This window comes from Bradyrhizobium sp. 45, from assembly GCF_023073155.1.
In the GTDB taxonomy this organism is placed as follows: domain Bacteria; phylum Pseudomonadota; class Alphaproteobacteria; order Rhizobiales; family Xanthobacteraceae; genus Bradyrhizobium; species Bradyrhizobium canariense_D.
Map to the genome: position 1 here is coordinate 186,553 of NZ_JADPIX010000131.1, position 25,741 is coordinate 212,293.

Here is a 25,741-nt window from a genome sequence, read left to right on the forward strand (position 1 = left end):
ACGTTCGTTACAAATATTGTACCCCGACGCGGCGATCAAGTCCGCGACCTTGATTTTTATAACGATCCATACAAATATGCGTGTGGAACATGCCAACCGGGGTTCTGACGATATGGCACGGAAAAAGAGCGAAACGAGCCCGGCGCGCCGGGGACGCCCACCGGCCTACGACGCAGAGACGGCCTTGAAGCGGGCAACGGAAACGTTCTGGAGGACCGGTTATTCCGGTACCTCCCTGGACAAGGTCGCTGCCGCGACCGGGATGAGTCCGCCGAGCCTCTACGCGGTGTTCGGCAACAAGCATGCGCTCTATCTCGAGGCCCTCGCGCGGTATTGGGAGATCAGCCTTGCCGCGACGCGTGAGGCTCTCGCCGGGGACCATCCCTTGGACGAAGCGCTGATCCTGGCCTATGACGCGGCGCTGTCGATCTACTTTTCCGGCAAGGGAGCCGCACGCGGCTGCTTCGTGGTGGGGACGGCGGTGACCGAAGTCGCAGAAGATGCCGCGATCCGGAGCAGCGTTGCGGCGGGACTGCGCATGATAGATGCCGATTTCGAAGCCCGCTTCCGGCTCGCGCAGGACAAGGGCGAACTGAAGCGCGACGCCGATCCGGCGGCGCTTGCCATTCTCGCTTCAGCCACGATGCACACCATCGCCATTCGCGCCCGTGCCGGCGCCCGCCGCTCCGAGCTGAGGGAGATGGCCCGAAAAGCGGTCGATGTGATCTGCGGATGCCGGCGATGATCTCGCGGATTTCAGCCATGGCTCTCCCCGGCAATAGCGACGACCAGCTTTAGCCTGCCGCGGCAGCCCCGCGCCGCGGCAACTTCCAGTCGGGGCGGATGAAGTGGCAGGTGTACCCGTCCGGATAGCGTTCGAGATAATCCTGATGCTCCGGCTCGGCTTCCCAGAACTCGCCCGCGGGCGCGACCTCGGTCACGACCTTGCCAGGCCAGAGACCGGACGCCTCAACGTCTGCAATCGTGTCCTTGGCGATCCGCTTCTGCTCGTCGCTGGTATAGAAGATTGCCGAGCGATAGCTCGTGCCCAAATCATTGCCCTGGCGGTTGAGCGTGGTCGGATCGTGGATCTGGAAGAAGAACTCCAGCATGGTCCGAAAGCTGGTCTTGGCGGGATCGAAGGTGATCTCGATCGCTTCGGCATGACCTTCATGGTTGCGGTAGGTGGCATTCTTCACCGCGCCGCCGGTATAGCCGACGCGGGTGGAGACCACGCCCGGTTGCTTGCGGATCAGATCCTGCATGCCCCAGAAGCAGCCTCCGGCCAAAATTGCGCGTTCCGTTGTCATATCTCCACTCCCAATTGATCGGTCTGTCCGTTCTGAACCCGTCGCATCCTATGCTTTCGGCGGCCCAGTCGAAAGCCAGGCATTTGCCCATCCGGTTCCTCTCGTGGAGGCCAAAGCTTCGACGACCTCAGCTTCCCCAAGCAGAACCAGATGGACATAAATTGAGCGCGCCTTACGTCAGCTTCGCGTCGAGCGTGATTGCGGCGTTGAGCACCTTCGACACCGGACAGTTCTTCTCGGCCTCGCCCGCGATCTTGGCGAAACCAGCGTCGTCGAGGTTCGGCACCTTGGCACGTAGCGTCAGCGCCGATTTGCTGATCTTGAAGCCTTTGCCTTCCGGCTCGAGGCTGACCGCAGCTTCAGTCGTGAGCTCGTCCGGCGTGAAGCCGGCGAGTTGCAGGCCGAAGGCCAGCGCCATAGTGAAGCAGCCGGCATGGGCCGCAGCGATCAATTCCTCGGGATTGGTGCCCTTCTCGTTCTCAAAGCGGGTCTTGAACGAATAAGGCGTCGCGGCGAGCACGCCGGATTCGCTCGATAACTGACCAGTGCCATCGCGACCGGTGCCTTTCCAGACTGCTGTTGCCTTGCGGATCATCTCAATTCTCCTGGTTGATTTTTTTAGCACCGGCACTCGGTACGGTACGAAAGCGACATTGGCACGACTGCCTGTCGCCGTTCCAACCGGCCGAGCGCCGCAGCAGTTCCGCCAAATCCCGTTCCGATAAAATCGGAACGGAACTTGATTCTTGCTTTGACGCGTTTTCTTCACGCGAACCGGTATCCACTTCGCTTGAAAACGCTTTAGCTACCGATCTGTCCGACATGGAAGCCGAGCCGGTTCTCGACATCACCGGCGCGGTGGAAGCCGCGCGACATCAGCGCCTTGATGCGGCTCTGGCTTGCCGGGCGGCTGAGCGAGGCCAGGAACGCGTCCCATTCCGGCTTGATCTCGATATCCGGTGGCAGGCTCGCAACGTCGACGAGGCGCTTGGTCTCGGCAATCGCCTCCTTGTCGAAGGACGCGATGCGCATGGCCAGCGCCTCGACGAAGCCATCGAGCTCGGCATCCGGCAACGAGCGGTTCACATAGCCGTAACGTTCGGCGAGATCGCCGTGGATATCGTCGGCGCCAAGCAGAACCTCGAGCGCGCGGCCGCGGCCCATCAGGCGCGGCAACCGCGCCATCGGGCCGCCGCCGGGCACCAGGCCCGCACCGACCTCCCATTGCGACAGGACCGCCTTTTCGCGGCTGGCAAAGCGCATATCACTTGCCAGCGCCAGTTCGCTGCCGACGCCGGTCGCACGGCCCCTAATCGAGGCAATCGAAACCACCGGCGCGCGGCTGAGACGCACCAGCATGTCGGGCAGTGCCTGCAGGCCCGTCGGCCCCGGCGGGATACGAAGCGAATCCTCCAGCGGCGCGAGGAAGTCGTAATGCGTGATGAAGAAGCCTTCGACGGCGCTGTCGAACACCACGACCTTCACCTCAGGATCGGTCTCGATCGCCTTGACGACGTCATCAAGAAGCGGAAGCTGCTTGGGGCCGAAGATATTGACTGGGGGCATGTCGAAGGTGACACGCCAATACGACGGCAGCCGACGTTCCAGGCGGATTTGGTCGGTCGTGAAGGTGCGTTCGGGGCGGTTCATGATTGGATTCCTGGTCTGTGGGGAAAGAAGGGAACGCGCGGAAGTGCGCGTCCCCGCAGGTCTCAGATCGACTGACGCAGCGGTCGGAAGGCGGTGCGCATTTCCGCGCAGAACAACGCGGGCTGCTCCCAGGCGGCGAAATGGCCGCCCTTGTCGAGACGGTTGTAGTGCATCAGCCTCGGATAGGCCTTCTCGGTCCAGCTGCGCGGCGCAGCGTAGATCTCGTCCGGGAAGACGCTGACGGCGACCGGGATCTTGATGTGCTTGGGCTCGAAGAACACCAGCTTGTTCTCCCAGTACAGCCGCGCCGACGACACCGCGGTGTTGGTGAGCCAGTAGAGCGCGATGTTGTCGACCACGTCGTCGCGCGACAGCCCTTCCGTCTTGCCGTCGAACACCCGGGCGATCATTGCGGCGCTGCGCGCATCATGGTCGAGCATCCAGGACGCGAGGCCCGCCGGCGAATCCACCAGGCCATAGAGTGTCTGCGGCCGGTTGGACATCTCGATCGCGTAGCCGAGACCGTGCTTGTAGAAGTCATCGAGCTGATCGTAAGCGTAGCGCTCGTCGGCCGAGAGGTTCGACGGCCGCGATCCGCCGGGCTGAAGCGCCTTGGCGATGTCGTCAGGAACGGTCGCGGGCATGTTGGTGTGGATGCCGAGCAGTTCCGGCGGCGCGATCACTGCCATCTGCTCCGTCACGGCATTGCCCCAATCGCCGCCTTGCGCGACATAGCGGTTGTAGCCGAGCCGCTTCATCAGCACGATCCAGGCACGCGCGACGCGCTGGGGATCCCAGCCCAGCTCCGCCGGCTTGCCGGAGAAACCGTGGCCTGGGAGCGAAGGGATCACGAGATCAAAAGCGTCCGCCGCCGTCGCGCCGTGTGCGGCGGGATCGGTGAGCGGGCCGACGATCTTCATCTGCTCGATGATCGAACCGGGCCAGCCATGCGTGACGATCATCGGCAAGGCATTCTCGTGCCTGGAGCGGACGTGAATGAAATGGATGTCGACGCCGTCGATCTCGGTGACGAATTGCGGCAAGGCATTCAGCCGCGCCTCCATCTTGCGCCAGTCGTAGTCGTTCTGCCAGTAGCTCACGAGCTGCTGCACCGTCGTCAGTTGCACGCCCTGCGATTGATCGGCAACGATCTCACGATCAGGCCAGCGCGTCGCGGCGAGACGGCGACGGAGATCGAGCAGATCCTGCTCGGGCACGCTGACGTGGAACGGGCGGACCGCCCCGCTCACGCCGGCCTTCGCAGAATGCAGCGGCAGCAGGCTCGACACGCTTGCCGCGACCGCGGTCATCGCGGCTTGACTCAACAGTTGACGGCGGTCTGGATTGAGAATGTCGGTACGTGCTTGCGTGGTCATGTTCGATCTCCCTGGCTTTGGTCGGTGACGCTGACCGAATTTGACATAAACGCCTCGGTTCGCCATGCCGAGAGATTGGCGCAGGCCCTGGCAATTTGCTCGTTATGGGTTGTTAGAGCGCGTTAGCCGTTGCGAGCCGCGCGACACCGAGGAGAGCGATCGTCGACTCGCGACGCGCGCCGCCAAAACAACACGGCGCGCGATGAGCTCAGTCATCGCGCGCCGTGTCGGCTTGCATCAGTCGAAGAATCCGTGCTGCCCAGCTCAGGATGGCAGCGGCTGGCCCGCCTGTTCGCGGACGATGTAATCGGCGTACCAATCGGCCCAGTTCTCGTCGTGCCCGCCGGTCCGCTTTTCGTGCTCGCCATGGGCCGCCGCCGCGCGGCGCAGTGCTGCGGCCAGCGCAGCCTGCGAAGCGAATGTCGTGCCGTCGCCCGCGATCCGTCCCGGCAATCGCGTCGTGACCTCCTGGAACAACCAGCCATTGCCGTCGGGATCGCTGAACGACGCATATGAGCCGTAGCTGCCGCGCTTCGGGTCAGCACCGCTCACCCGAACGCTGCCGGAGAGATAAGGCTCGTCGGTCCCCGCGTGAACATCGCCGGCACCGTGGAATGGAGCGCTGACCTCGACGCCGCGGTCCAGCAGATCCTTTCGCGCCGCCTCCAGATCGGAGACGATCAGGTAGAGGCCTCGCACCGAGCCCGGCGCTGCCGCCGTCACGTTCCTGCCAAAAATCACCGAGCAGGCCGAACCTGGCGGCGTGAACTGGATCACGCGCCAATCATCGCCAGAGGCAAAATCGGCGTCCAGTCGCCAACCGAGACGCGCGTAGAAGGCCTTGGCGCGATCAACATCGGACACGGGGATCACGATCACCTCGAGCCTCTGATCAACGCTACGCGATACCGAAGGCTCGTTGGCAGACTTGTTGGAAGGCTTGTTGGAAGGCTTGGCCGCGGCGTCGCGGTCGATTTCGGTAGTGGCCATGTCGAACTCCCTGGGTTGGATTTAAGACGAGCTTCAAGCAGCTGCGATCGGCATCACGATGGTTACGCGTGTGCCGTCCTCTCCCGCCTCGCCCTGCAGCCGGGCGTGAATGCTGCGTGCGAGTCCTTCGAGAATCCGGCTGCCGGTGCCCTGAAGCGGCCCGTCGCGCCGATCCCGTTGTCTATTACCGTGCAGAACCAGGCGCCGTCGCGATTGGCCGTCTCGATGCGGATCAGTGCGTCATTCCTGTTCGGGAAGGCATGCTTGGCCGCATTCGTTACCAGCTCCGTCAGCATCAGCGCGAGCCGATGGCATTGCGACGCCGGCAGCGTGCCGCTTTCAATTGCAGCCTCGCAGCGGATGCCCGCCGGCTCCAGCACGGCCTCGGAAATCGCTCCGCACAGATTTTCGAAGAAGGCCGCCACCGGGATCGCCGTATGGTCGTCATTGTCGGACAAGAGTTGATAGAGCCTGCCGAAGGCGACAATGCGCCGCTCGAGCCGGTCCGCTGCAAGCGACACATCCCTGGTACCCGTTCTGGTGAAATCGCGGCGGACTGACGCACCGAGTATCGTCAGCGTATTCTTCATCCGATGGTGGGATTCCCGCAGCACGAGCTCCCAGTCACGCGACTGATCGTCTAAACTGGCCACAAATTGAGATCGAACGACGTCGTCATTCGGCCGAGCATTGATACCGGACATCGTAGCCTCCCCGTTGGAATTAGCGTCAAACTCGGAACAGATACTGGATGCAGTTCGCGCGCATTGCTCGTTAGACGTTGCAAGATTCTGTTATGATGGGGTACGACGACGGGCACTCCGAACGTGAGCTGGTCGGTCAAGCACACTGCCGGGTTGTCCCGATCGCTTCGAAAGAGGCTCGCGTTGAGTACAATTTGCGACGGATCGTCGCGCGCGACCGGCCAATTGCCGGCACCCTCCACGCGATTTCGCCACTTTCGGCCAGTTTACTCAGGGTTCCCTTCTGCTAGATCAAAGTGCAGAGTTCAGCTCTCACTGGAATGATTGGCCCGTGCCGGACACTAACGACCAGGATTCGGCCATTGCTTTCGGGCCATTCCGGCTGTTCGCAAAGACGCGGCTGCTCGAGAAGGACGGCGCCCCGGTTCACCTCGGTGGCCGTGCGCTCGACATTCTCGTTTTTCTCGCCGAGCGCGCGGGCGAGGTCGTGGACAAGCGTGAGTTGATGCGGCGGGTCTGGGCCGACGTGAATGTGGACGAAGGCAGCCTGCGCTTTCACATCACGACGCTGCGCAAGGCCTTGGGCGATCCGGGCGAAGGCTCCCGCTACGTCGTCAACGTCCCCGGACGGGGTTATTGCTTCACGGCCGCGCTGCTCCGGGCCGCCCCATCGGAGAACCGGACCAGCCTGCCCGTTGCTGCGCCGCGCTCGCTGCCCTCGCCGCTCGCGAAGATGATCGGGCGAGACGATGCGGTCGAGAAGATTTCCGCCGAGCTTGCCTTGCATCGCTTCGTCACGATCGTGGGCCCCGGCGGGATCGGCAAGACCTCGGTCGCACTGGCGGTCGCGCATCGCGAGTTCCAGGCCTTCGACGGCCAAGTGTGTTTTGTCGATTTCGGCGCACTGAGGGAGACCCGGCTCGTTACGGGAACGATTGCGGCCGCGCTGGGCCTGACAGTCAATTCCGACGACCCGATGCCGGGGTTGCTGGCATTCCTGCGCAGCCGGCGGATGTTGCTGGTGTTCGACAGTTGCGAGCACATCCTCGACGATCTCGCCCCCCTGGCCGAGCGCATCGTCCGGGAAGCGGGCGAGCTGCATATTCTCGCCACCAGCCGCGAATCTTTCCGCGCCGAAGGTGAGCGTGTCCATCGGCTGTTTCCATTGGATTGCCCGCCACAGCGCGACGGGCTCGGCATCGCCGACATCCTTGCCTATCCTGCAACTCAGCTCTTCGTGGAACGCATCGCAGAGAGTCTGAGCGAATTCGAGCTCAGCGAAGAGGATGCGCCGCTCGTCGCCGATATCTGCCGTCGGCTGGACGGCATCGCGCTCGCCATCGAGCTCGCGGCCGGGCGCGTGAATGCCTATGGCATCGCTGGGACGGCCTCTCTGCTCGACAGCCGTTTCTCGCTGCTGTGGCGCGGGCGGCGCACCGCTGTGCCGCGGCACCACACCCTGAGTGCGGCACTCGCCTGGAGCTATGATTTGCTGCCGGCAACCGAAAGCGCAACGCTGCGCGGATTGTCGGCATTCGTCGGGCCATTCACCCTGGAAGCCGCGCTTGCGGTCGCATCCTGTCAGGGCATTGGCGAAGCAGAAGCCGCCGAGGCGATCTCCAATCTGCTTTCCAAATCGCTGATCGCGACCTCGCCTGCGGAGCGGCGGCTGCGCTATCGCCTGCTCGACACCACACGTGCCTTCGTCGCGGAGAAGCTCGTCGAGAACGGCGAAGCGGACCGCGTCGCACGTGCCCATGCCGAATATTTCCGCGACTTCCTGCGCGACATCGCCGTCAAATCCACGGGCATGCAGAGCGCCGGCGGCTTCCTTCCTTATGCCGACCACCTGCCCAACGTCAGGGCCGCGCTGACCTGGAGCTTTTCGGACGGCGGGGACCGAACGATCGGCGTGGATCTGGCGGCGTCAGCGGCGCAATTCTTCCTTGAGCTGACATTGCTGACGGAATGCTACCGCTGGACCCAGCAGGCGCTGGCGTCCCTCGACGCGAGCGCGGTGGATGGCCGCAATGAAATGATCTTGCAGGCCGCGCTCGGCGTCTCCGCGATGTTCACGCAGGGCAATACCGAAGCGGTCCGCTCGGCATTCACGCGCAGTCTCCAGCTTGCCCAGGAGCTCCAGGATTTGCACTGGCAGCTCTGGCTGCTCCGCGGATTGCACATCTATCTCACCAGGGTCGGAGATTTTCACGGAGCACTCGGAACCGGGGAACAGGGCGAGAGCGTCGCGCGGAAGCTGAACGATCCCGCCAGCACGCTGAACGTCGAATGGATGCTGGGCGTCGCCCATCATTTGATCGGCAACCAGGACAAGGCGGTGCAGCTCTGCGAGAGCGCGATGTTGCATAATCCCGGCTCGCAGCGGCTGAATATCGGCCATCTCGGCTATGACGACCGCATCGTCGCACTGGTGGCGCTGGCACGCGGGCTTTGGCTCACCGGCCGGCCCGATCGTGCGATCGAGGCGTCGAGATACACCGTTCGCGAAGCCGAACTGCTCGAACAGCCGCTCACTCTCGGTATTTCCTTGATCTGGACCATCTACGTGTTCCTCTGGGTCGGCGACTTGGCCAATGCGGAAATCCTGATCGAGCGGCTGATCGATCATTCCGCGCGCCACTTCCTCGGGCCCTATCACGCGGTCGGCATCGGCCAGAAGGGTGAGCTGCTGCTTCGCCGCGGCGACGTCGCCGCCGGCATCGAGCACCTCCGCCGCAGCCAGGCCACGCTGTACGCGACGCGACACCGGATCATGACCACGGTGTTTGCGACCGCGCTCGCGGAGGGACTTGTGGCGCAGAACCAGGCCGACGAAGCCTTGCAGACCATCAACGATGCCATCGCAGAGATCCCCGATCATGGCGAATCCTTCGACATGCCGGAGATGCTCAGGGTCAAGGGCGACATCCTCGCCCGGTCGGGCAATGCCGCGGAAGCCGAAAGCTGCTTCCTGGACTCGCTCGATCTGTCACGCCGCCAAAGCGCGCTCGGCTGGGAGCTGCGGGGGGCAATTAGTCTCGGCCGGGTTTGGCGCGGGGCCGGAAAAGCCGCCGACGCACGCGCCCTGCTCGCCCCCCTCGTCGCGCGGTACCAGGAGGGCCTCCAGACCCGTGATCTCGTCGCCGCCAGGGAGCTCCTTGCGGCGCTGAATTGAGAGTATCTTCAATGAGATACCGCAAGGCTATCCGCTCGCAACTCCTAACAAATTCTAACACGCCAAGCCGCATCCGCCCCGCCATGGTGGTGGCACTTCATGGTGGATATGGCGGGACATGGCGCTTCTTGACGATGTAATTGATGCCAGCGGCGGAATGGCCCGCTGGAATAGCTTGAGCCGGTTCACGCTTCACCTCTCCGTCGCGGGAACGCTGTTCTCCAGCACCGGACATGCCAGCGAATTCAAGGACGTGACGGCGGAGGGCTCGACCCGCACGCAATCGGTCCGCTTCACCGGCATCACCGGAGGCGAACACTCCGGCTCGTTTCAGCCGGACGCGATCACGATCGAAAGCCTCGAAGGTGAGATTCTGCGGACCTGGCGCAATCCGAGTCTTGCGTTCACCGAGGCCGGTTCGCCCGCGCTCGCGGGCGAGCTGCATCTCGTCTTCTTCTGCGGCGTCGCGATCTGGAATTATCTGACCAATCCATTCCTGCTCGCCCATCCCGATGTCTTGGTGGAGGAGCTGCCGCCGTGGCAGGAGAATAACGAGTCATGGCGGCGGCTGCGGGCGCAATTCCCACCGAGCCTGATCACGCTCGCGCCCGAACAGATCTTCTATTTCGACGAGAACGCATTGCAACGGCGGACCGATCACGATCTGTTCGGAATGAAAGTCGCGCATTACTCCTGGGCCCATGACAGCTTCGGCGGCATCGTGGTGCCGACGCTCCGACGCGCGCAGACGCTGCGGCCCGACGGAACCGTGGTCGCCAAGCCCGTGCTGATGGATGTCGAGATCTTTGACGCCGTCTTCGAGTAGCGGCCCGCGCGATATCTCCAACTCTCAACGTCTAACAATACATAACGAGCCAACAGTCGGCCTTGAGCGCAGATTGGGTTCGCGAGCAACGAACGACGTGACGTGCTCGAACGAGACCCAGCTCCGCGCATCTCCACCGCAATGGAGCGCGTCATCGCAGCAAACGCACTCAAGGAGAACGGTCATGAAAATATTGATGGTCATCACCTCGCACGACCAGCTCGGCAACACCGGGCGCAAGACGGGCTTCTGGCTCGAGGAGCTCGCCGCCCCCTATTTCATCTTCAGGGATTCCGGGGCCGAGATCACCCTCGCCTCGCCGAAAGGCGGCCGTCCGCCGCTTGACCCCAAGAGCAACGAGCGCGAATTCCGCACCGACCTGACGCTACGCTTCGAGGCCGACGTCGCCGCCGAAGCCCAACTCGACAAGACGGTTCGCCTCGACAGCGTCAAGCAGGAAGATTTCGACACCGTCTTCTATCCCGGCGGTCACGGCCCGATGTGGGACCTCGCCGAGGACAAGGACTCGGTCAAGCTCATCGAATCCTTCCTTGCCGCCGGCAAGACAGTCGCCGTGGTCTGCCATTCGACTGGTGCGCTGCGCCACGTCAAGACGCCCGACGGCAAGCCCCTGGTTCAGGGCAAGGAGGTGACCGGTTTCACCAATGGTGAAGAGGAGGACGTCGGCCTCACCAAGGTGGTGCCTTTCCTGGTCGAAGACGAAATGCTGAAGCTTGGCGCCGTCTTCTCGAAGACGGCAAACTGGGGCGTTCACGTCGTCACCGACGGCCTCTTGATCACGGGCCAGAACCCGCACTCCTCGGGTCCGGCCGCGCAGGCCCTGCTCGCCGCCCTGAAGGGCGAGCCGCTGGCGCGCGCGTCGTAAAGCCCAGATGCGGCACATCGCGAGAGGCGCCCGCGATGGTGCCTCTCGACGCCGCCGTCACAAGCGGATGTCCCCTACTTGCGACACATCTTCACTTCACATGCCGGATTCGGAGCGATGACATGAACATCCCAGCCACTCTTGCCCTCTCGGCCGCTTTGGCCTGCGCGACCGTGCAGGCCTCGGCACAGGATCTGCGATCGAGCCGGCGCTCGATCAGCTATCACAAGACCGATATCCGGGGTCTCGAGATTTTCTACCGCGAGGCTGGGCCCACCGACGCTCCGACGGTGCTGCTGCTCCACGGATTTCCCTCGTCGTCGCGGATGTGGGAGCCGCTGATGCCGCTGCTCGCCGACAAATATCATCTCATCGCGCCGGACTATCCCGGCTTCGGCAACAGCAGCGCGCCGCCGCCATGCGACTTCACCTATACGTTCGACAACATCGCCGCCGTGATCGGCGAGCTCACAACGAAGCTCGGCCTCACCGACTACGTCCTGTTCATGCAGGACTACGGAGGCCCTGTCGGCTTCCGCATGGCGCTGGCGCATCCCGAACGCGTCCGCGGTGTCATCGTCCAGAACGCGGTTTCGCACGAGCAGGGGCTGAGCCCGCTCTGGAATGCGCGCAGGAAGTACTGGGCCGACCCGGCGCACGAGGTCGAGGCGCTCAAGGCCAACTTTACGTCCCTGGAGGCGACGAGTCAGCGGCATCTCGGCTCCAGTCCGCGTCCCGAGCGCTATGACCCCGACACCTGGATCGACGAATACGCGTTCCTGACGCGTCCCGGCCAGGCCGAGATTCAGACCACGCTGTTCCTGGATTACCGGACCAACGTCGCCTCCTATCCGAAATGGCAGGCTTGGTTGCGCCAGACGCGGCCACCGACGCTGGTGGTCTGGGGCGAATACGATCCGTCATTCGCCGTCGCAGGCGCGACGGCCTATCGCGACGACGTGCCGGATGCCGAGGTTCACATTCTCGAAGCCGGCCACTTCGCGCTGGATGAAGCCACCGACGAGATCGCTTTGCTTGTCCGCGACTTCCTGGGGCAGCTGGCTGGACACAAGGGTTGAGCGCTGATGGACGCGCTCAGCAGCGAGAAGAGACGGTCGTATCGACTGTTCAGGCCCCCGGTTCGTTCAACATGCGTCGTGCTGCAATGAGATCGGCGGTCTCGAACCCTTCGGAGAACCGGGCATAGGTTTGAGCGAGCTGTTCGAGCGGATTTTGCACATGCTGCCGGGTTCGAAGCCGCGCCAGCGACATCTCGGCTCGCAGCCGCCACGATAGCGCGCCCTGCTGTTCGGCGAGCGAGATCGAGGCGACAAGATCGGCCTCGGCCGCGTCGGGATTGCCGCCCTGGACCTCCAGCTCTCCCCGCAGACGGAGCAGCTCGGGCATGTCGAACGCGCCGCCTTCCCGCTCGACCCGCAGAATGGTTTCGTGAAGAACCTGAATGCCTTCCGTCAATTGTCCCAAGCTGACCAGGCCCCGAGACAGATCCGCGGCGAACGCCGAGGCATAGAGTTCGTAGCGGTCGGCATGCAGGCGTGGAAGCGCACTCCGCATCAGGTCGACGCCGCCGGCCGCCTCGCCCCGAGCGATCATGCTCTGCGCCCGAAAACCCGCCGCGACGGCTTCGTAAGGCACGAGCCCGTGCATGCTCGCATGCGCGGTCAGACGACCGGTCATCGCCTCGACCGACGACCAGTCGCCGAGCCAGCCGAATACCGAAGCGGACCAGCATAATGCGATACAATGCATGACCACGTCATGCGGCGCCGAAGCGCCGACCAGCGGCCGGATGCATTCGAGCGCACGATCGGGAAAGCCGCGCAGCCATAGCACGCGCGCGAGCGGAATTTGCGGTGTGCGTGAGTAGGCGAAATGCCCGGGTTGGGTGCCGCGGAGCGCAGCGTCGTCTCGCAGGCCCTGGTCGAGATGAGCCTGCGCCGCGGCCTGGTCTCCGGCGAGGTGATATGACACGCCGAGCAGCGCTTTGCTCCCGGCGATGCCCGCGGTATCGCCGATGACGCGGGCAATCCGCTCGGCGTGAAGCGCAGTCGGCACCAGATGCCGATAGCGACCGGTCCGGCGGTAGAACATGTTGAGCCGGGACAACAGCCTGAATGTGTTGGCGTGATCGGAAAGCGCTTCCGCTATTTCCAGCCCGCGCCTGAGCGCCGCTTCCGCCTGCTCGCTGTTACGTTCGGTGAACATCAAGGCGTGACCGAGCGTCGACTGAAGTTCGAGCTCCCATGCGCCGCCCCGGTCGGCCTCGTCCAGCATTGCGAGTGCGCGATCGGACCAGATGCGGGCCTCGTTCAGCAAATTGAGTTCGACGAACAGCCTTGTGCAGCTGCCGGCGAGCGGCACGCGCAAGCCGGCGCCGTCGTCGTTGGCATAAGCCCATTGCAGCGCAGCGCGGGCATCGGCGAGCAGGCTCGCGCTTTCCTGCAAACGTGACGCATGATCGCCGCCCTCCTTGTCCCTCATGCCCGCTTCGAGCGTGCATTGAACATAGAGAGCATGACGATGCGCGATCTGCGCCAGCTGTCCGCCGTCGGCCAGTTTCTGCAGGGCATAGGCACGCGTTGCGTCGAGCAGGCGATAGCGCCGCGATGCGCCGTCCGGCTGGGTGGAAACCAGCGACTTCACCACGAGTTGCTCCAGGGCCTCGACGACGCGATCCTCCGCCATCTCCGCCCCGGCCGCGACTGCTATCGCGCCCCTCAACGTGAAGTGACCTGCGAAGACGGCGAGGCGCTGAAATACGATCCGCTCGCTCTCGCCGATCAGACCGAAACTCCAGTCGAGCGTAGCGCCGAGCGTCTGCTGCCGCGGCGGCGCCGTCCGCCGCCCGCGCCATTCGAGCTGCAGCCGGTTGTCGAGCAGCGCCGCCATCTCGCGCAGTCCATAGAGACCGACACGTGCGGCAGCCAGCTCGATCGCCAGCGCGATGCCGTCGAGCTTGCCGCAAATCCGGGCCAGGACTTCGGCATCCTCGTCGGTGATGTCGTCGCGATGCCCCGCCGCGACGGCGCGATCGACGAACAGGCGCACGGCGGGATAAGCAAGCACCTCGCCGGCACTGAGGCGGGTGCCCTGCGGCGGACCGGGGAGCGAAACGAGCTCGAAAATCTGCTCGCCTTCCACCAGCAGCGACTCGCGGCTGGTTGCGAGGATGACGATGCCAGGCGCCTCCCGGTAGATGTTTTCTGCAAGGCGCGCGACCTCCTCGATGACGTGCTCGCAGCTGTCGAGCACGAGAAGCAGCCGGCGGCCGCGCAGGAAATTGACGATGCTGGCCGAGGGGTCCTCGTGGTGCACGACGAGGCCCAACGCGGCTGCAACCGTGCTCGCGACCAGCGCTCCGTCCTTGAGCGGACCGAATTCGAGGAAATGGACGTTGCCGTCGAAGCTATCGCACATCTCGTGCGCGAGCGCAGTCGCAACGGTGGTCTTTCCGATGCCGCCCGGCCCTCGCAGCGTGACGAAGCGATCGCGGAGCAAGCGCGCTGCCAACTCGGCCACGGCGTCCTCTCGCCCGACCATCCGGTCCAATCGGCGCGGTAGCGACGGTGGCGGCGCGGCCCTTTCAGGCACACGCGACGCCGGTGTAGCCACCTCCGCGCGCCCGCCACGCCGCACGGGCGCGACAAAGCAATAGCCCCGGCCCGGGATGTTGGTGATGTAGCGGGCACCATCCTTTCCGTCGCCGAGCACCTTGCGCAGCTCCGCGACATGGACGCGCAGGCTGACCTCCTCGACGGAAAGTCCGGACCACGCATAGCCGAGAATTTCGTTCTTCGGGACCACTTCGCCGGCGCGACTGACCAGCAGGCGCAAAATATCCATCGCACGGCTGCCGAGCCTGACCGGCAAGCCATCCTTCTCCAGCAGCCGCGACCGCAGCGAAAATGGCCCGAACGCGACGGCATCGAAATCTGGGATCGCCGCGGCGTCGCGGCCGCGGGGGCCCTGTCCTGCCGAGAGCTCGATCACTTTTGGCTCATCTTGACGGCCGCTCCAGCGAAATGCGGCGCGACTATACCCGGCGCCAGTGCGAGGTCCAGCGAGGGCAACCCACAGAACTCACACCTCCACATCGATCTCCACGCCATGACCGGTGCTCTCCTGAGTCGTGTCGGGGATACGCAAATGTCTGATAAACTGTACAAAAACGACGCTTCCTGAGACGGGATGCCGCACCTGATGCGCTCCCACAAAAACTAACACATCCTAATCACCACTAACGAGCTTGCAGGTCAGCTCACGCCTATCCTCTCACCATGGAAAACGTGGGCTTTGCGCGTTTGCTGGTTGCAAACAGCGGAGAACGCCCGGAGAGGACGAACGATGTTGACCAATTTGCAGGCAGGTGATGCCTGGATTGAATTTCCGGGCACCTCGGGGGATTGCGAGTTCCCCCGGGCAACACACGCGATCATTCGGGAGCGTCAATGGCGTCAGATCGATCCGCGCACGGGAGCGGCGGCCGAGGACATCGCGATCTCGCGATGGGAAGACCCGCGGAGCACCTCGTCGCACCAAGCGACGACGCCCGAGGATCGCTATTTCGTCGGCATCGCCCTCAAGACCACGCGCGCGAAACTGACCCGGGATCGCCAGGTCATTTTCGACGGGACCATGCCCGCGGGCACACTGTATCTCACCGCGCCGTCAAAGCCCCTCGCCGTACAATTCCAGTCGCCATGCGCCTTCTTGCACTTTTACATCTCCGCGGATCAATTTCCGGCACAATTTTCCGGAACTGAAGGTTTGAATGATCTCGTCCTGTTGCGCGATCCGCTCGCGGCCGAGCTTGCCAAGGCGCTGATCGAACTTGGCGACGCCGCGGACCACGAGTTCACGCGCTGCATTGGCCAAACCCTCGCGATGCATCTGGCGCGGCTGGAATTGCCACGCGCCAAGGTCAATGCCCTGCCGAAATGGCGGCTGCGGCGCGTCGAGCAATATATCGCCGATCATTTCCACCGCTGCATCAGCCTGTCCGAGCTCGCCAATGTCGCCGGCCTGTCCAGAATGCACTTTGCGGCGCAATTCCGCGTCGCGACCGGTTATCGCCCCCGCGAATATCTGCTCAATCACCGGATCGAGCAGGCCAAGACGTTGCTGGCGACCACCGAGCGGCCGCTGGCCGAGATCGCACTCGCCGTCGGCTTCAGCACGCAGGCGCATTTTTCGACTGTCTTCAAGCGCATCACCGATCAATCCCCGGCACGCTGGCGCCTCGCCAGCAAGGGCGAACGGCGAGAGGTGCAAGCACTCCCGCCGCGTCGTCCTGCTACGGAGAGGGACTGGATCAGCGCAGCCGCGTAAGCATTCGCTCGCGCCCTCATCCTCCCGGGCCTGCGAGCCACTCGGGGCCGTCCCTGCACCCACACAGGACGGCCCCTTTTTTTCTACACCGGATCGAAAGCCCGGATCGGCGGCAGATTGCCGGTGAACTTCTCGACCTCGACTGTCGTGAGCTGACCGGTGCAGCCTTGCGCAAAGGACGACGTGCCGACGTCGCGGGTGAGCACGTTCGGATTGCCGTGCACGCAGAGCGGCGCGTCGTCTTCGGGGTCCATCGGGTCGTACCAGGCGCCGGTCGGGAGCTGGACCACGCCGAGCGCGATGCCGTCGGTGACGTGGACCGCGGCGAGACAGGCGCCGCGCGCGTTGAACAGCCGGATGATGTCGCCGTGCTTGATCCCGCGTGCGTCTGCGTCCTGCGGGTTCATGCGCGCGACCTCGCGGCCGCGATGTTTGCTTTGAAGCGAATGTCCGCCGAAATCGAGCTGGCTATGCAGACGCGTCACGGGCTGGTTGGCGACCAGGAAGCACGGCGCCCCCGGCTTGGGCGTGTCGGACTTCTCCAGCCAGACCGGATGGCCCGGGCAATCCGCATCACCATGACCTGCGATCTTGGCAGAGAATATTTCGATGCGACCGCTCGGCGTGGGCAAAGCATGATTGACGGGATCGTCGCGGAAGCGGCGCATCCGGCCACCGTCGTCGGGCTGCTGCGGCACCACCAGGCTGCCGCGCCGCCAGAACTCTTCGAAGCTCGGCGCTTCCAGGCCGCGCGCTTCGAGCGAGGCGCGGGTCGGCTCATAAAGATGTTCCAGCCACTGACGTGACGTCCGCCCCTCGGTGAAGGGCTCGCGCGCACCGAGACGGTCGGCAAGATCGGCGAAGATCTCGTAGTCGTCGCGCGCAAGGCCGAACGGCTCGGCGATCCGGTGCATCGCGACCATCAGGGGATCGTTGCTGGAATAGCCGATGTCTTCGCGTTCGAGCGTCATCGTCGAGGGCAGCACGATGTCGGCATGCCGGGCCGTGGCAGTCCATGCGAGCTCGTGCACGACCAGCGTGTCGACTTTCGCAAACGCCTTGCGCAGGCGGTTGATGTCCTGGTGGTGATGGAAGGGATTGCCGCCGGCCCAGTAGACAAGGCGGATATCCGGATAGGTGCGCGTCTCGCCGTTGTAGCGATAGGCGCTGCCGGGATTGAGCAGCATGTCGGCGATGCGCGCCACCGGAATGAAATCGCGGACAGCGTTGCGGCCCTGCCCTAATGTCGGCCCCGGCACGTCGTTGACGCGGCGACCGTAATAGCCGATTGCCCCCAACGAATAGGCGTAGCCGCCGCCGGAGAGGCCGATCTGGCCGAGCGCTGCCGCCAGCACCATGCCCATCCACACCGGCTGCTCGCCATGCTCGGCGCGCTGGAGCGAATGAGAGACGGTGATGAGCGCGCGCTTGCCGGCGAGCCGGCGCGCCAGCTTGCGGATTGTGTCGGTGTCGACGCCGCAGACCGCGGCGGCCCATTCGGCGTGCTTGGGTTGGCCGTCGCTCTCGCCGGTGAGATAGCGCAGGAAGACCGGCCAGCCCTCGGTGTAGCGATCGAGGAAGGCCTGGTCGTGCAGGTTCTCCGCGATCAGCGTATGAACGATGCCGAGCATCAGCGCGGTGTCGGTCCCGGGCACGCAGGTCATCCACTCGGCGCCGGCCTCGACGGGCAGGTCTTCGCGCAACGGGCTGACCAGGATGAACGCGCAGCCGCGGCGGCGCGCAGCTTCCATCGCGCCGCGCTCGACATGCTTGCTGATCGAGCCGCCTGCGACCATCGAGTTCTTCAGCGCCATGCCGCCGAACGCCAGCACGATGTCGGTATCAGCCGCGATCTGCTCCCAGGTGACATTGCGCTTGGTGATATCCTCGTAGCCGCAGAGGATCTGCGGCAGCAGCACCGAGGACGCGCCGGAGGAATAGGAGTTCACCGAGCGCACATAGCCGCCCAAGGCGATGTTGAGGAAGCGATGCACCTGGCTCTGGGCGTGGTGGAAGCGGCCCGCGCTCGACCAGCCATAGGAGCCGCCGAACACCGCGCCGGGGCCGCGCGTATCACGGATGCGTGCCAGCTCGTCGCCGAGCAGATCGAGCGCCTTTTCCCAGCTGACGGATACGAATTCATCGCGGCCGCGGCGATCGTCCGGACCCGGACCGCGTTCGAGCCAGCCGCGGCGGATCGCCGGCTGGGTGATGCGCGCCTGATGGCGTAGCGCGCCGGGAAAATTGTCGATGATGCGGTTCGGATCGGGATCGCCCGCATAGGCCCTGACCTCGAGCCCGGCCTCGCCTTGACGTGCCGAGAACACGCCCCAATGCGAGGTGTGCGGCTTGAAGCCGTCGGACAGGTCGAGGCCGGGGTCGGGGAAGCCAATCGTATCGTCCATCGTCGCATTCCTTGTTCCGGTCGCGGCACTGTCCCGGCCGCACCGATGTCATCCGCGTCGCAGTATAGCGATCCGCGCTTCGATGTCGTCGGGTCAGGGCCGGCGAAAATGCCGGGCGCTCGTGCAAGGACAGATTGGCGAACGTTCGCAGGAACGACCCGGCGGCGATTTTTCGTCCAATTTTGCTTTTATTTTCAACGCTTTAGTCGGTTGCATTCAGAGCCGCGCGGTCCGTCTTTCGGTGAGACTTGGCGCGAGATCTCTTTGCGACGACACTGACATTGAAATGTGCGATATGCCGCCCGTCACACACAACATCGGTCCCATCATGATCAAGCGCGTCTTGCCCTACGAGGGTCTGCTCCACGAAGTGGTCGAGCATCATGGCGTGCTCTACATCGGTGGAATCGTCCCAGAGGACACGAGCCTCGACATGTCGGGCCAGGCAAATGACGTCCTCGGGCAGTTGGCGCAGCTGCTCAAGACCCTCGGATCCGATCTGAGCAACGTCTTGCAGGTGACCATCTACATGACGAGCCTCAAGGAGAAGGCAGACTTCAACGCGGCCTGGAAGGCGCATTTTGCAGAGGCTCATCTGCCGGCGCGCGCCGCAATCGGCGTGGCGGATCTCGGTCCCGGCGTCAAACTCGAGATCACGGCCATCGCCGCTCGACAATAGTGGCATGCCAGGGCGCCGCAAAGAACCTCACACCAAACCCATTGTGTTCTCGGCAAGATCCACCTCAGATTAGCGCCGCTCGTGAAGGATAACCGCCACGAGCGACGTTACTGTCAGCACGATTCCTAGCCCGACGGCCGGATCGCTGGCGACAATCGCCGCGAGAGAGGCACCGCATGCAGCGCCCGCCATTTGCGAGAATCCGAACAGGGCTGCGGCGATACCGGCCTTGCTGCCAAACGGCGACAGCGCTGCCGCGCTCGACAGCGGGCTCACTATTCCCACGCCGAACAGAAAGACGGAAGCCGCTAACAGAAATGGCAGCAGCGCGCCGTTCGCGAGCAGCACCGCGCAAAGCAGCCCGGCGCCTCCGAGGACGGTTAGTCCCAAGCCGACCGACGTCGCACGGCAGGAACCAACCCGCGCCGATAGCCTAGGCGCCAGCATGCCGGCCGCAAACACCAGGAAGACCACGCCCGCAAATAGCTCACCAAGTTTGATTGGCAAGAATCCAAACGATTCGAGCAGCACCCGCGGCGCGCTGGAGAAAATCGCGAAAAGACCGGCCATCACCAGTCCAGCGGTTCTAGCAGGCGCAACGAACCGGCGATCCCGAACAAGCTCCAGATAGAAGCCGGCAATTTTGAGCGGATTCAGAGAACGACGCGCGCCGTCATTGGTTTCGCCGACGAAGGTCGCATAGGCCAAAGCCGTGCAGAGCGCGAAGGCCGCGACAAAGGCAAATTCCGAGCGCCAGCCAAAGAATAGATCGAGCGCACTCCCCAGCAGCGGTGAAAAGCCTGGGGCGGCCGCGGTTGCCATGGTGATCGAGGCCATGACCTTTGCAAGTGCCTGGCCATCGAACAGATCCCGGGCGATCGCACGTGAAAGCACCGAAGCCGCACATGCGCCGCAAGCCTGCATTGATCGGCCGATCAGCAGGCTCGATAGATCGCGCGCGAAAGCGCACCAGATCGTACCGGCGATGAAAATTCCGAGCCCTATCAGAATCGGCATGCGTCGCCCGAACCGGTCCGACAGCGGGCCGGCAATCAATTGCCCTATGGCGAAAATCGCCAGAAAGATCGTGAAGGCCGACGTGACCGCCGCGCTGGATACATGCAAATCGTCCGCGATGACCGGCAGCGAAGGCAAGAAGATGTTGGTCGCAAGGATTCCTGTCGCCGCCAGGGCACAAATCACTATTCTGCGCGCCGCCGCCCCTGCTTGACGTCCGTGCCCCGCCGCAGAAACCGTGCCCTCGACTTCAATGGACATGCTGCGCTCCCAAGTCCTGTCCAGATGCGGCGAGGCAGGGACGCCTGATCACCTACCCACTGCATGCTGGCCGGACGCATGCCATCCTGAACAACCACTGCTTGGGTGTCGTCCTGCGAATGTGGGAGGAGCGCGCAAATATTTGCTGCTTCTGGGTGCTGCAATGAGCGCCCTCTCTCCTATCCCGCCAGGGGCGTCGTATAGCCTGCAACCAGCTTGACGAGATCCGCCTGGCGCGCGGTGCCTGTTTTTTCAAACAACCAGCTGACATGCGTCCTAACCGTGCTATCGGCGACCCCGAACGCCATAGCGACCTCAGGAACGCCACCGACCTCGACGATGGCCAGCAACACGCGGAGTTCGGTCGGCGTCAGCTTGAACGCGCTGCCGATGGCTCCGGGAATAGAAGCAACCGCCAGCGACGCCTTGCGAACGAACAAGGCCGCCGTGGCGGTGTAAACAATACCAGCACGCCGACGCGCGCCTGACGTGAGGGGCAATGCATGGGCCACATAGCGGTCGCCCTCCCTGCCGGTCAGCGGCAACGCGATGCCCCTTATACCAAGTGCGGCATCGCCCTGCCCCGCGGTGGCGAAGACATCTCGCAGGGTGCGGTCGACCTGAGGATCGCTGGCGACCAGCCGCCCGCCCACGGAACTCAGAATATCACGAGCGTCGAGAATGGCATTGCCGGCCGTATTGGCGTGAATGAGACGTCCACCGGGATAGACGAGATACATGCCAGCACCGAGCCCGTCCAGCGTGTCAACGAACGTCGCGAGTTCAGCGGCCTTGAACTCGAACATCTTGCCGATCACGACGGCACGCCTGATATGCGGCGCGATCAGCCTCATTTGCCGGCGCGCGTGCTCGTCGACGAGCCCATTTCGCCGGTGGCGGAAGACCCCGAAAATAGCTGTGCTGACCGTGGTCCTGTCGACAACCGCGCTGACAAAATCGACAAGCCCCTGGGGCTCGGCCCACTGCCGGTATAGTTCACTCTGGGTGAGTGCTGCGAAAGACATCAAATCGGTCGTCGCGATCGGCTGCTCGAGGTCACCGAGAAAGTGCCCCTCCGCGGAGGAATAAATCTGCCGAAAGAGTTCGACCCGCAACGGCACGTCAAATCCAAAGCGATGGGGCACCGTGGCGTGCTGGACACCGACGTCCTTGCAGAACAGCCCGCCTGCTGCGCCGCCAACGAATTGCACGATGCTGACGATGGCGTCTTCCCAACGAGAGGGATCGATGGCGGCATCGTAGATGACGCTGATCAGGTCGCTCAGTTGCTGCTGATCATCTGAATTGTCTTTCGACGATTCCGAAACCGACCGCGGATGTGAAACCCTGTTCATTCGAAGACGCGCCCCCGGTGTGAGGATAGCTGTGAGACAACTTTAAGCTTTTCCGCTGATAGCGAGCCGTTATCGCGCTCAAATCATTTTGATCGTGTCCCACCGGAGCCGCAGGGAATATCGGCCATCCTTCAAATGGAGGATGGTCATGCGGTCGGTGATCCTCTTGGCCGGACGCCGCAGGTTGAAATGAGTTGATCAGAACGCGATGCGCACGCCGCCCTGGCCGTGTCGATACGGCTGCGACCGGACGCCGCGCCGCTTGAATCCACCCCTGCTTGCGGACTGATTGGCCTGTCTTGACGAGCGTCTCGGGTCAGATGTCGGCGTCCTGGGACGCGGCGAAGCTTCGGCATGAAAGCGGGACGAGCATGGCCGCGTGACGGCGGTAGCGGCGATACCGGTTGCCGAACTGCTGGATCAGATCGTGCTCTTCCAACTGAATGCCGATCAGGATGTAGGCTGTGATGCCAAGCGAATAGACCAGATGACCGACCGTCATCGCAGGCGTGGCCCAGACTGCGAGCAGGATGCCGAGATAGATCGGATGGCGGACATACCGGTAGAGCAACGGCGTGCGGAATTTGGCTTCGGGCGGTTGTTTACCGAACAGGTGCATGAACACCTGGCTGAGGCCGAACAACTCGAAATGATTGAGAAGAAACGTGCTGACCACCAGCACGACCCAACCCAGCCAGAAGACGGCGTCGATCGCCCCCGCCGCGACCGGGTGGTTCACGGTCCAGACCGGCGTGGGGATCGGCTGCCACTGCCAGTACAGCAACAGCAGTGCAAAGCTGGCGAACAGCACGTAGGTGCTGCGCTCGACCGAAGCCGGCACGATTCGCGTCCACCAGCGCTTGAAGCCCTGACGCGCCATCACGCTGTGCTGGATCGCGAACACTCCGATTAGCAGCACATCGATAACAATGCTTGCCAGAACCGGACCAATGGCCCCGGAATCGATAGACTTTGGAGGAGCAGGTTCCCGGTGAAGCCAGTGAGATAGAGCAAGGCGACGAGCGTGACACCGTAAGCGGCAGTGCCGTAGAGGACCGCAACTAGACCTGCCATCAATCTTCTCCCAGAGAGTTCATTTTTTTTGCATCGATTCGTCCGATAGCGGCGGCGGCTGCGGCGGTGCTTACAATGAAGAGATTTCGAGCAGCGACTGGCGCGGGTACGTCACCCCGGGGCCGCGGCGGTGATCCCGGATTCTGCACGGTGACCATCCAAGAGCTTGAATTCATCATCACGCCTTCAGGGCGGACGAATTGTTTCAACTCGTCCTTCAAGGCCGCCACCAGCGTATCAAACAAACGAGCAGCCTTCGGACCGGCTTCGCGATAAACCTCCCCTGCGGGACCGATCGCGAGCTGAAACGCGACCGCTTCGTCAAGATCTCGCCCGACCAAGACTTCGGCATCCGTTCGAACCTGATGCCGCCGTAGCCGGCAATCATCAATTGCCGAGTCACGGCCTCGGGATCGGTCATAGAAAACGGTCCGGGCCCGCAGGTTGCAGCGTCTTCCCTGACGGGGGGCAGCTAGCGAAGCAGAACCTCCTTCGACAGTGTAAGCCACGGATTGTCCGCCCGTTCGCGCCAGACGACCATCGTCATCAGTCCACCCGGCTTGAGCGCAAATCGCAAGTTGCTCAAGCCAGCCGTTGGGTTTTCGAAGAACTGGGTTCCAAAGCGAGAGAAGCAAAAATCATGTACCGGCTCGAACGGATGGGTCTGAACATCCGCTTCGAGAAAGCTGAGATTGGTCACCCCTGCCTCCTTCGCATCTGCGCGGCCGACGTCGAGGAAGGCATTGCAGCAATCGAGGCCGAGGACGGATCCGGTCGGTCCGACGCGCCGCGCAAGTTCAATTGCGGTGTCGCCCCAGCCACATCCCACATCCAGGGCCCTGTCGCCGGCTCTGATCGGCAGCGACGGGAAGACTTTAGCGCTATGCAGGTGAAGGCCGCCGGCGAGGATGTGCCGCCACGCATTGAATTTCGGAGCCAGTACAGCGTTCCAGAAATCGATATACGGCGTGACGGTTGCGGTAGCCTGCGCGATGCTCATGATCGGGATATCCGTCTGCTTGGTTGCCATCCAGAACCCCGTCGTGGCGTCCCGCTTTTCCATTCTTCCGCAACCGGTTCCGCGTCCGCCTGACCGTCTGGACAGCGTCTCAAGGAAACGTGGAGGAATCGGTTGCTTGGCAGTTCATTCATGAGCCCCGTATAAGCGCGGGGACCGCCACGGTGAATGATCGCCCAGCCGGATCAGTTGACCGATCGTCCAAATCTGAGATTAGCCTAATGATCGATCCGCTATCGGAAGTGCTTCGATCGGTTCGCCTGACCGGCGGCATTTTTCTGGATGCGCGGTTCACCGCGCCGTGGAGCGTCCATACGCAGATCGTCGCTGAGGACTGCGTGACCTTCGCGGTCAAGCCCTCGCTGCTGATCGCTTACCACTTCGTCATCGCCGGAAAATTTCTGCTCAGCGTCGACAGCGAACCTACAGTCGAGGTGCGGGCCGGCGAGATCGTACTGCTGCCCAGAAACGATGTTCATACACTCGCCAGCGACGCGGGTCTGGTACCGACAAACGCGCGTCATCTCATTCAGCCGTCACCGGATGGGGGGCTGGCAAAAATTATGCACGGCGGAGGCGGTGAGCCGGCGCAAATCGTGTGCGGTTTTCTCGGCAGCGAGGAAACCTATAATCCGTTGATCGCGGCCCTGCCAAGAGTGCTGAAGCTCGACATTCGCGAGGGGGTCGCACGCGACTGGATCGAGGCTTCAGTGCGATATGCAGCCGGCGAACTGACGGCCGGCAGGTTCGCCTCGTCAAACCTGATGTCTCGGCTTTCCGAACTGCTGTTCGTAGAGGCGATGCGGCAATATTCCGTGACATACACCGATCAAGATGGAGGATGGCTGAAGGGGATTGCCGATCCGAAAATCGGACGCGCGCTCGCCTCCATTCATCATAACGTCGGGCTGCCGTGGTCCGCGGAAGTCCCTTGCGAGAGAAGTCTCGATGTCGCGGAGCGCCTTCGTCGACCGCTTCACAACCCTGATCGGGGTGCCACCAATCCGGTATCTGACCATCTGGCGGCTTCAGGCAGCCAAGGTGAGCCTACGAGAAACACGCAAGCCGATCGACCAAATCGCAGAGGAAGTGGGTTACGGATCCGGAGAAGCATTCAGCCGGGAATTCGGCCTGGCGCCTGCGCGATGGCGGCAACGCTGACAACGCAATTGATTGCGCAAGCGTCAAGTTTCAGAACGAGCCTCCATAGGGGGACGATCAGGAAATGATGCGTCGCCGTCGCGGCGAGAGCCGTAGCGGGTCAAACCGGCCCTGGACGGTCGGAATCGCACCTCTTGTCTATCTCGCACAGCGGAGCATGTGACCAGCTGATACGCACGTCCTAGTGCCCTCGGCGTGGACCTGGAGCACGGGCACGCGTCACGCACGCCAATTTCAGTGCGCACAAACCCGCGCGATATCGGCGACGGGTCGAGATCGGCGAAGGCACGCACATGGTCCTGCTGGAGAAGAACCGGTTGCAGGCCTTCGACGCGATCAATCAGTTTCTCTCGGAACAGTATGAGCATGACTAGCGCGATCTCCGCGGATCCCGCCGCGAGAAACACAGATGCTTCGCCTGAGCGCGACTCGCGCTTCCGGTTCCCGAATCGTCCGATCCTTGAGGACGATCGCATGCGCCGTCTACTATTCCGGAACCGTTTGA

20 protein-coding genes and 1 pseudogene are annotated in these 25,741 nt (G+C 63.3%); 8 read left to right on the forward strand and 13 right to left on the reverse strand.

All coding sequences use genetic code 11. From position 1 onward, the window contains the following. The first annotated feature begins 16 nt into the window (after positions 1-16). Positions 17-745, forward strand: coding sequence for a TetR/AcrR family transcriptional regulator (locus IVB42_RS30210; protein ID WP_245288575.1), 729 nt, complete (start codon positions 17-19; stop codon positions 743-745). A gap of 49 nt (positions 746-794) precedes the next feature. Here the strand turns inward: IVB42_RS30210 and msrA are convergent, their stop codons facing one another. The 6 genes and pseudogenes from msrA to IVB42_RS30240 all read right to left on the reverse strand — a co-directional run bounded on the left by msrA (position 795) and on the right by IVB42_RS30240 (position 6,030). After that, entirely contained in the window at positions 795-1,310 is a 516-nt protein-coding gene (msrA, locus tag IVB42_RS30215; protein WP_026234007.1) for a peptide-methionine (S)-S-oxide reductase MsrA, read from the reverse strand. Positions 1,311-1,482: 172 nt separating this feature from the next. Continuing rightward, positions 1,483-1,905, reverse strand: coding sequence for an OsmC family protein (locus IVB42_RS30220; protein ID WP_018460340.1), 423 nt, complete (start codon positions 1,903-1,905; stop codon positions 1,483-1,485). 206 nt (positions 1,906-2,111) lie between these two features. Then, complete coding sequence (locus IVB42_RS30225; protein WP_018460341.1) at positions 2,112-2,960, reverse strand: enoyl-CoA hydratase/isomerase family protein; 849 nt, start codon at positions 2,958-2,960, stop codon at positions 2,112-2,114. Between the two features lie 62 nt (positions 2,961-3,022). After that, the gene (locus tag IVB42_RS30230) at positions 3,023-4,336 is read right to left on the reverse strand and encodes an epoxide hydrolase family protein (RefSeq protein ID WP_018460342.1); all 1,314 of its coding nucleotides are present in this window, start codon (positions 4,334-4,336) and stop codon (positions 3,023-3,025) included. A gap of 264 nt (positions 4,337-4,600) precedes the next feature. Continuing rightward, entirely contained in the window at positions 4,601-5,326 is a 726-nt protein-coding gene (locus tag IVB42_RS30235) for a VOC family protein (protein WP_018460343.1), read from the reverse strand. Positions 5,327-5,359: 33 nt separating this feature from the next. Then, positions 5,360-6,030, reverse strand: a pseudogene (locus IVB42_RS30240) (sensor histidine kinase). A 331-nt stretch (positions 6,031-6,361) separates the two neighbouring features. On the opposite strand from IVB42_RS30240, the gene IVB42_RS30245 reads away from it, so the two are divergent. The 4 genes from IVB42_RS30245 to IVB42_RS30260 all read left to right on the forward strand — a co-directional run bounded on the left by IVB42_RS30245 (position 6,362) and on the right by IVB42_RS30260 (position 11,996). Then, entirely contained in the window at positions 6,362-9,205 is a 2,844-nt protein-coding gene (locus tag IVB42_RS30245) for a winged helix-turn-helix domain-containing protein (protein ID WP_018460345.1), read from the forward strand. 118 nt (positions 9,206-9,323) lie between these two features. Next, positions 9,324-10,031 (forward strand): hypothetical protein, encoded by a 708-nt coding sequence (locus IVB42_RS30250; protein WP_085348991.1) that lies wholly within the window; start codon positions 9,324-9,326, stop codon positions 10,029-10,031. A gap of 184 nt (positions 10,032-10,215) precedes the next feature. Further along, positions 10,216-10,917: a type 1 glutamine amidotransferase domain-containing protein gene (locus tag IVB42_RS30255; RefSeq protein ID WP_085384006.1), complete on the forward strand. Its 702-nt coding sequence runs from the start codon at positions 10,216-10,218 to the stop codon at positions 10,915-10,917. A gap of 122 nt (positions 10,918-11,039) precedes the next feature. After that, the gene (locus IVB42_RS30260; RefSeq protein ID WP_026234009.1) at positions 11,040-11,996 is read left to right on the forward strand and encodes an alpha/beta fold hydrolase; all 957 of its coding nucleotides are present in this window, start codon (positions 11,040-11,042) and stop codon (positions 11,994-11,996) included. 49 nt (positions 11,997-12,045) lie between these two features. Here the strand turns inward: IVB42_RS30260 and IVB42_RS30265 are convergent, their stop codons facing one another. Beyond that, positions 12,046-14,928 (reverse strand): winged helix-turn-helix domain-containing protein, encoded by a 2,883-nt coding sequence (locus IVB42_RS30265; protein ID WP_018460349.1) that lies wholly within the window; start codon positions 14,926-14,928, stop codon positions 12,046-12,048. Positions 14,929-15,282: 354 nt separating this feature from the next. On the opposite strand from IVB42_RS30265, the gene IVB42_RS30270 reads away from it, so the two are divergent. After that, on the forward strand, positions 15,283-16,266 hold the full coding sequence (locus tag IVB42_RS30270) for an AraC family transcriptional regulator (protein WP_018460351.1): 984 nt from the start codon (positions 15,283-15,285) through the stop codon (positions 16,264-16,266). Positions 16,267-16,349: 83 nt separating this feature from the next. Here IVB42_RS30270 and IVB42_RS30275 read toward each other — a convergent pair whose 3' ends face one another. After that, positions 16,350-18,671, reverse strand: coding sequence for a molybdopterin guanine dinucleotide-containing S/N-oxide reductase (locus IVB42_RS30275; protein WP_247393604.1), 2,322 nt, complete (start codon positions 18,669-18,671; stop codon positions 16,350-16,352). A 328-nt stretch (positions 18,672-18,999) separates the two neighbouring features. Here IVB42_RS30275 and IVB42_RS30280 point away from each other — a divergent pair, with 328 nt between their 5' ends. Continuing rightward, positions 19,000-19,350: a RidA family protein gene (locus IVB42_RS30280; RefSeq protein ID WP_026234010.1), complete on the forward strand. Its 351-nt coding sequence runs from the start codon at positions 19,000-19,002 to the stop codon at positions 19,348-19,350. Between the two features lie 69 nt (positions 19,351-19,419). Here IVB42_RS30280 and IVB42_RS30285 read toward each other — a convergent pair whose 3' ends face one another. The 5 genes from IVB42_RS30285 to IVB42_RS30305 form a co-directional block, all read right to left on the reverse strand. Continuing rightward, complete coding sequence (locus IVB42_RS30285; RefSeq protein ID WP_026234011.1) at positions 19,420-20,628, reverse strand: multidrug effflux MFS transporter; 1,209 nt, start codon at positions 20,626-20,628, stop codon at positions 19,420-19,422. Between the two features lie 179 nt (positions 20,629-20,807). Then, positions 20,808-21,983, reverse strand: coding sequence for a LuxR family transcriptional regulator (locus tag IVB42_RS30290; protein ID WP_247471636.1), 1,176 nt, complete (start codon positions 21,981-21,983; stop codon positions 20,808-20,810). A 316-nt stretch (positions 21,984-22,299) separates the two neighbouring features. Beyond that, on the reverse strand, positions 22,300-22,902 hold the full coding sequence (gene mddA / locus IVB42_RS30295) for a methanethiol S-methyltransferase (RefSeq protein WP_345946484.1): 603 nt from the start codon (positions 22,900-22,902) through the stop codon (positions 22,300-22,302). A gap of 154 nt (positions 22,903-23,056) precedes the next feature. Beyond that, positions 23,057-23,398 (reverse strand): hypothetical protein, encoded by a 342-nt coding sequence (locus IVB42_RS30300; protein ID WP_247393603.1) that lies wholly within the window; start codon positions 23,396-23,398, stop codon positions 23,057-23,059. Between the two features lie 131 nt (positions 23,399-23,529). Beyond that, the gene (locus IVB42_RS30305) at positions 23,530-24,087 is read right to left on the reverse strand and encodes a methyltransferase domain-containing protein (RefSeq protein WP_247295128.1); all 558 of its coding nucleotides are present in this window, start codon (positions 24,085-24,087) and stop codon (positions 23,530-23,532) included. Between the two features lie 209 nt (positions 24,088-24,296). Here IVB42_RS30305 and IVB42_RS30310 point away from each other — a divergent pair, with 209 nt between their 5' ends. Then, complete coding sequence (locus IVB42_RS30310) at positions 24,297-25,304, forward strand: cupin domain-containing protein (RefSeq protein ID WP_198293418.1); 1,008 nt, start codon at positions 24,297-24,299, stop codon at positions 25,302-25,304. Positions 25,305-25,741 lie beyond the last annotated feature (437 nt).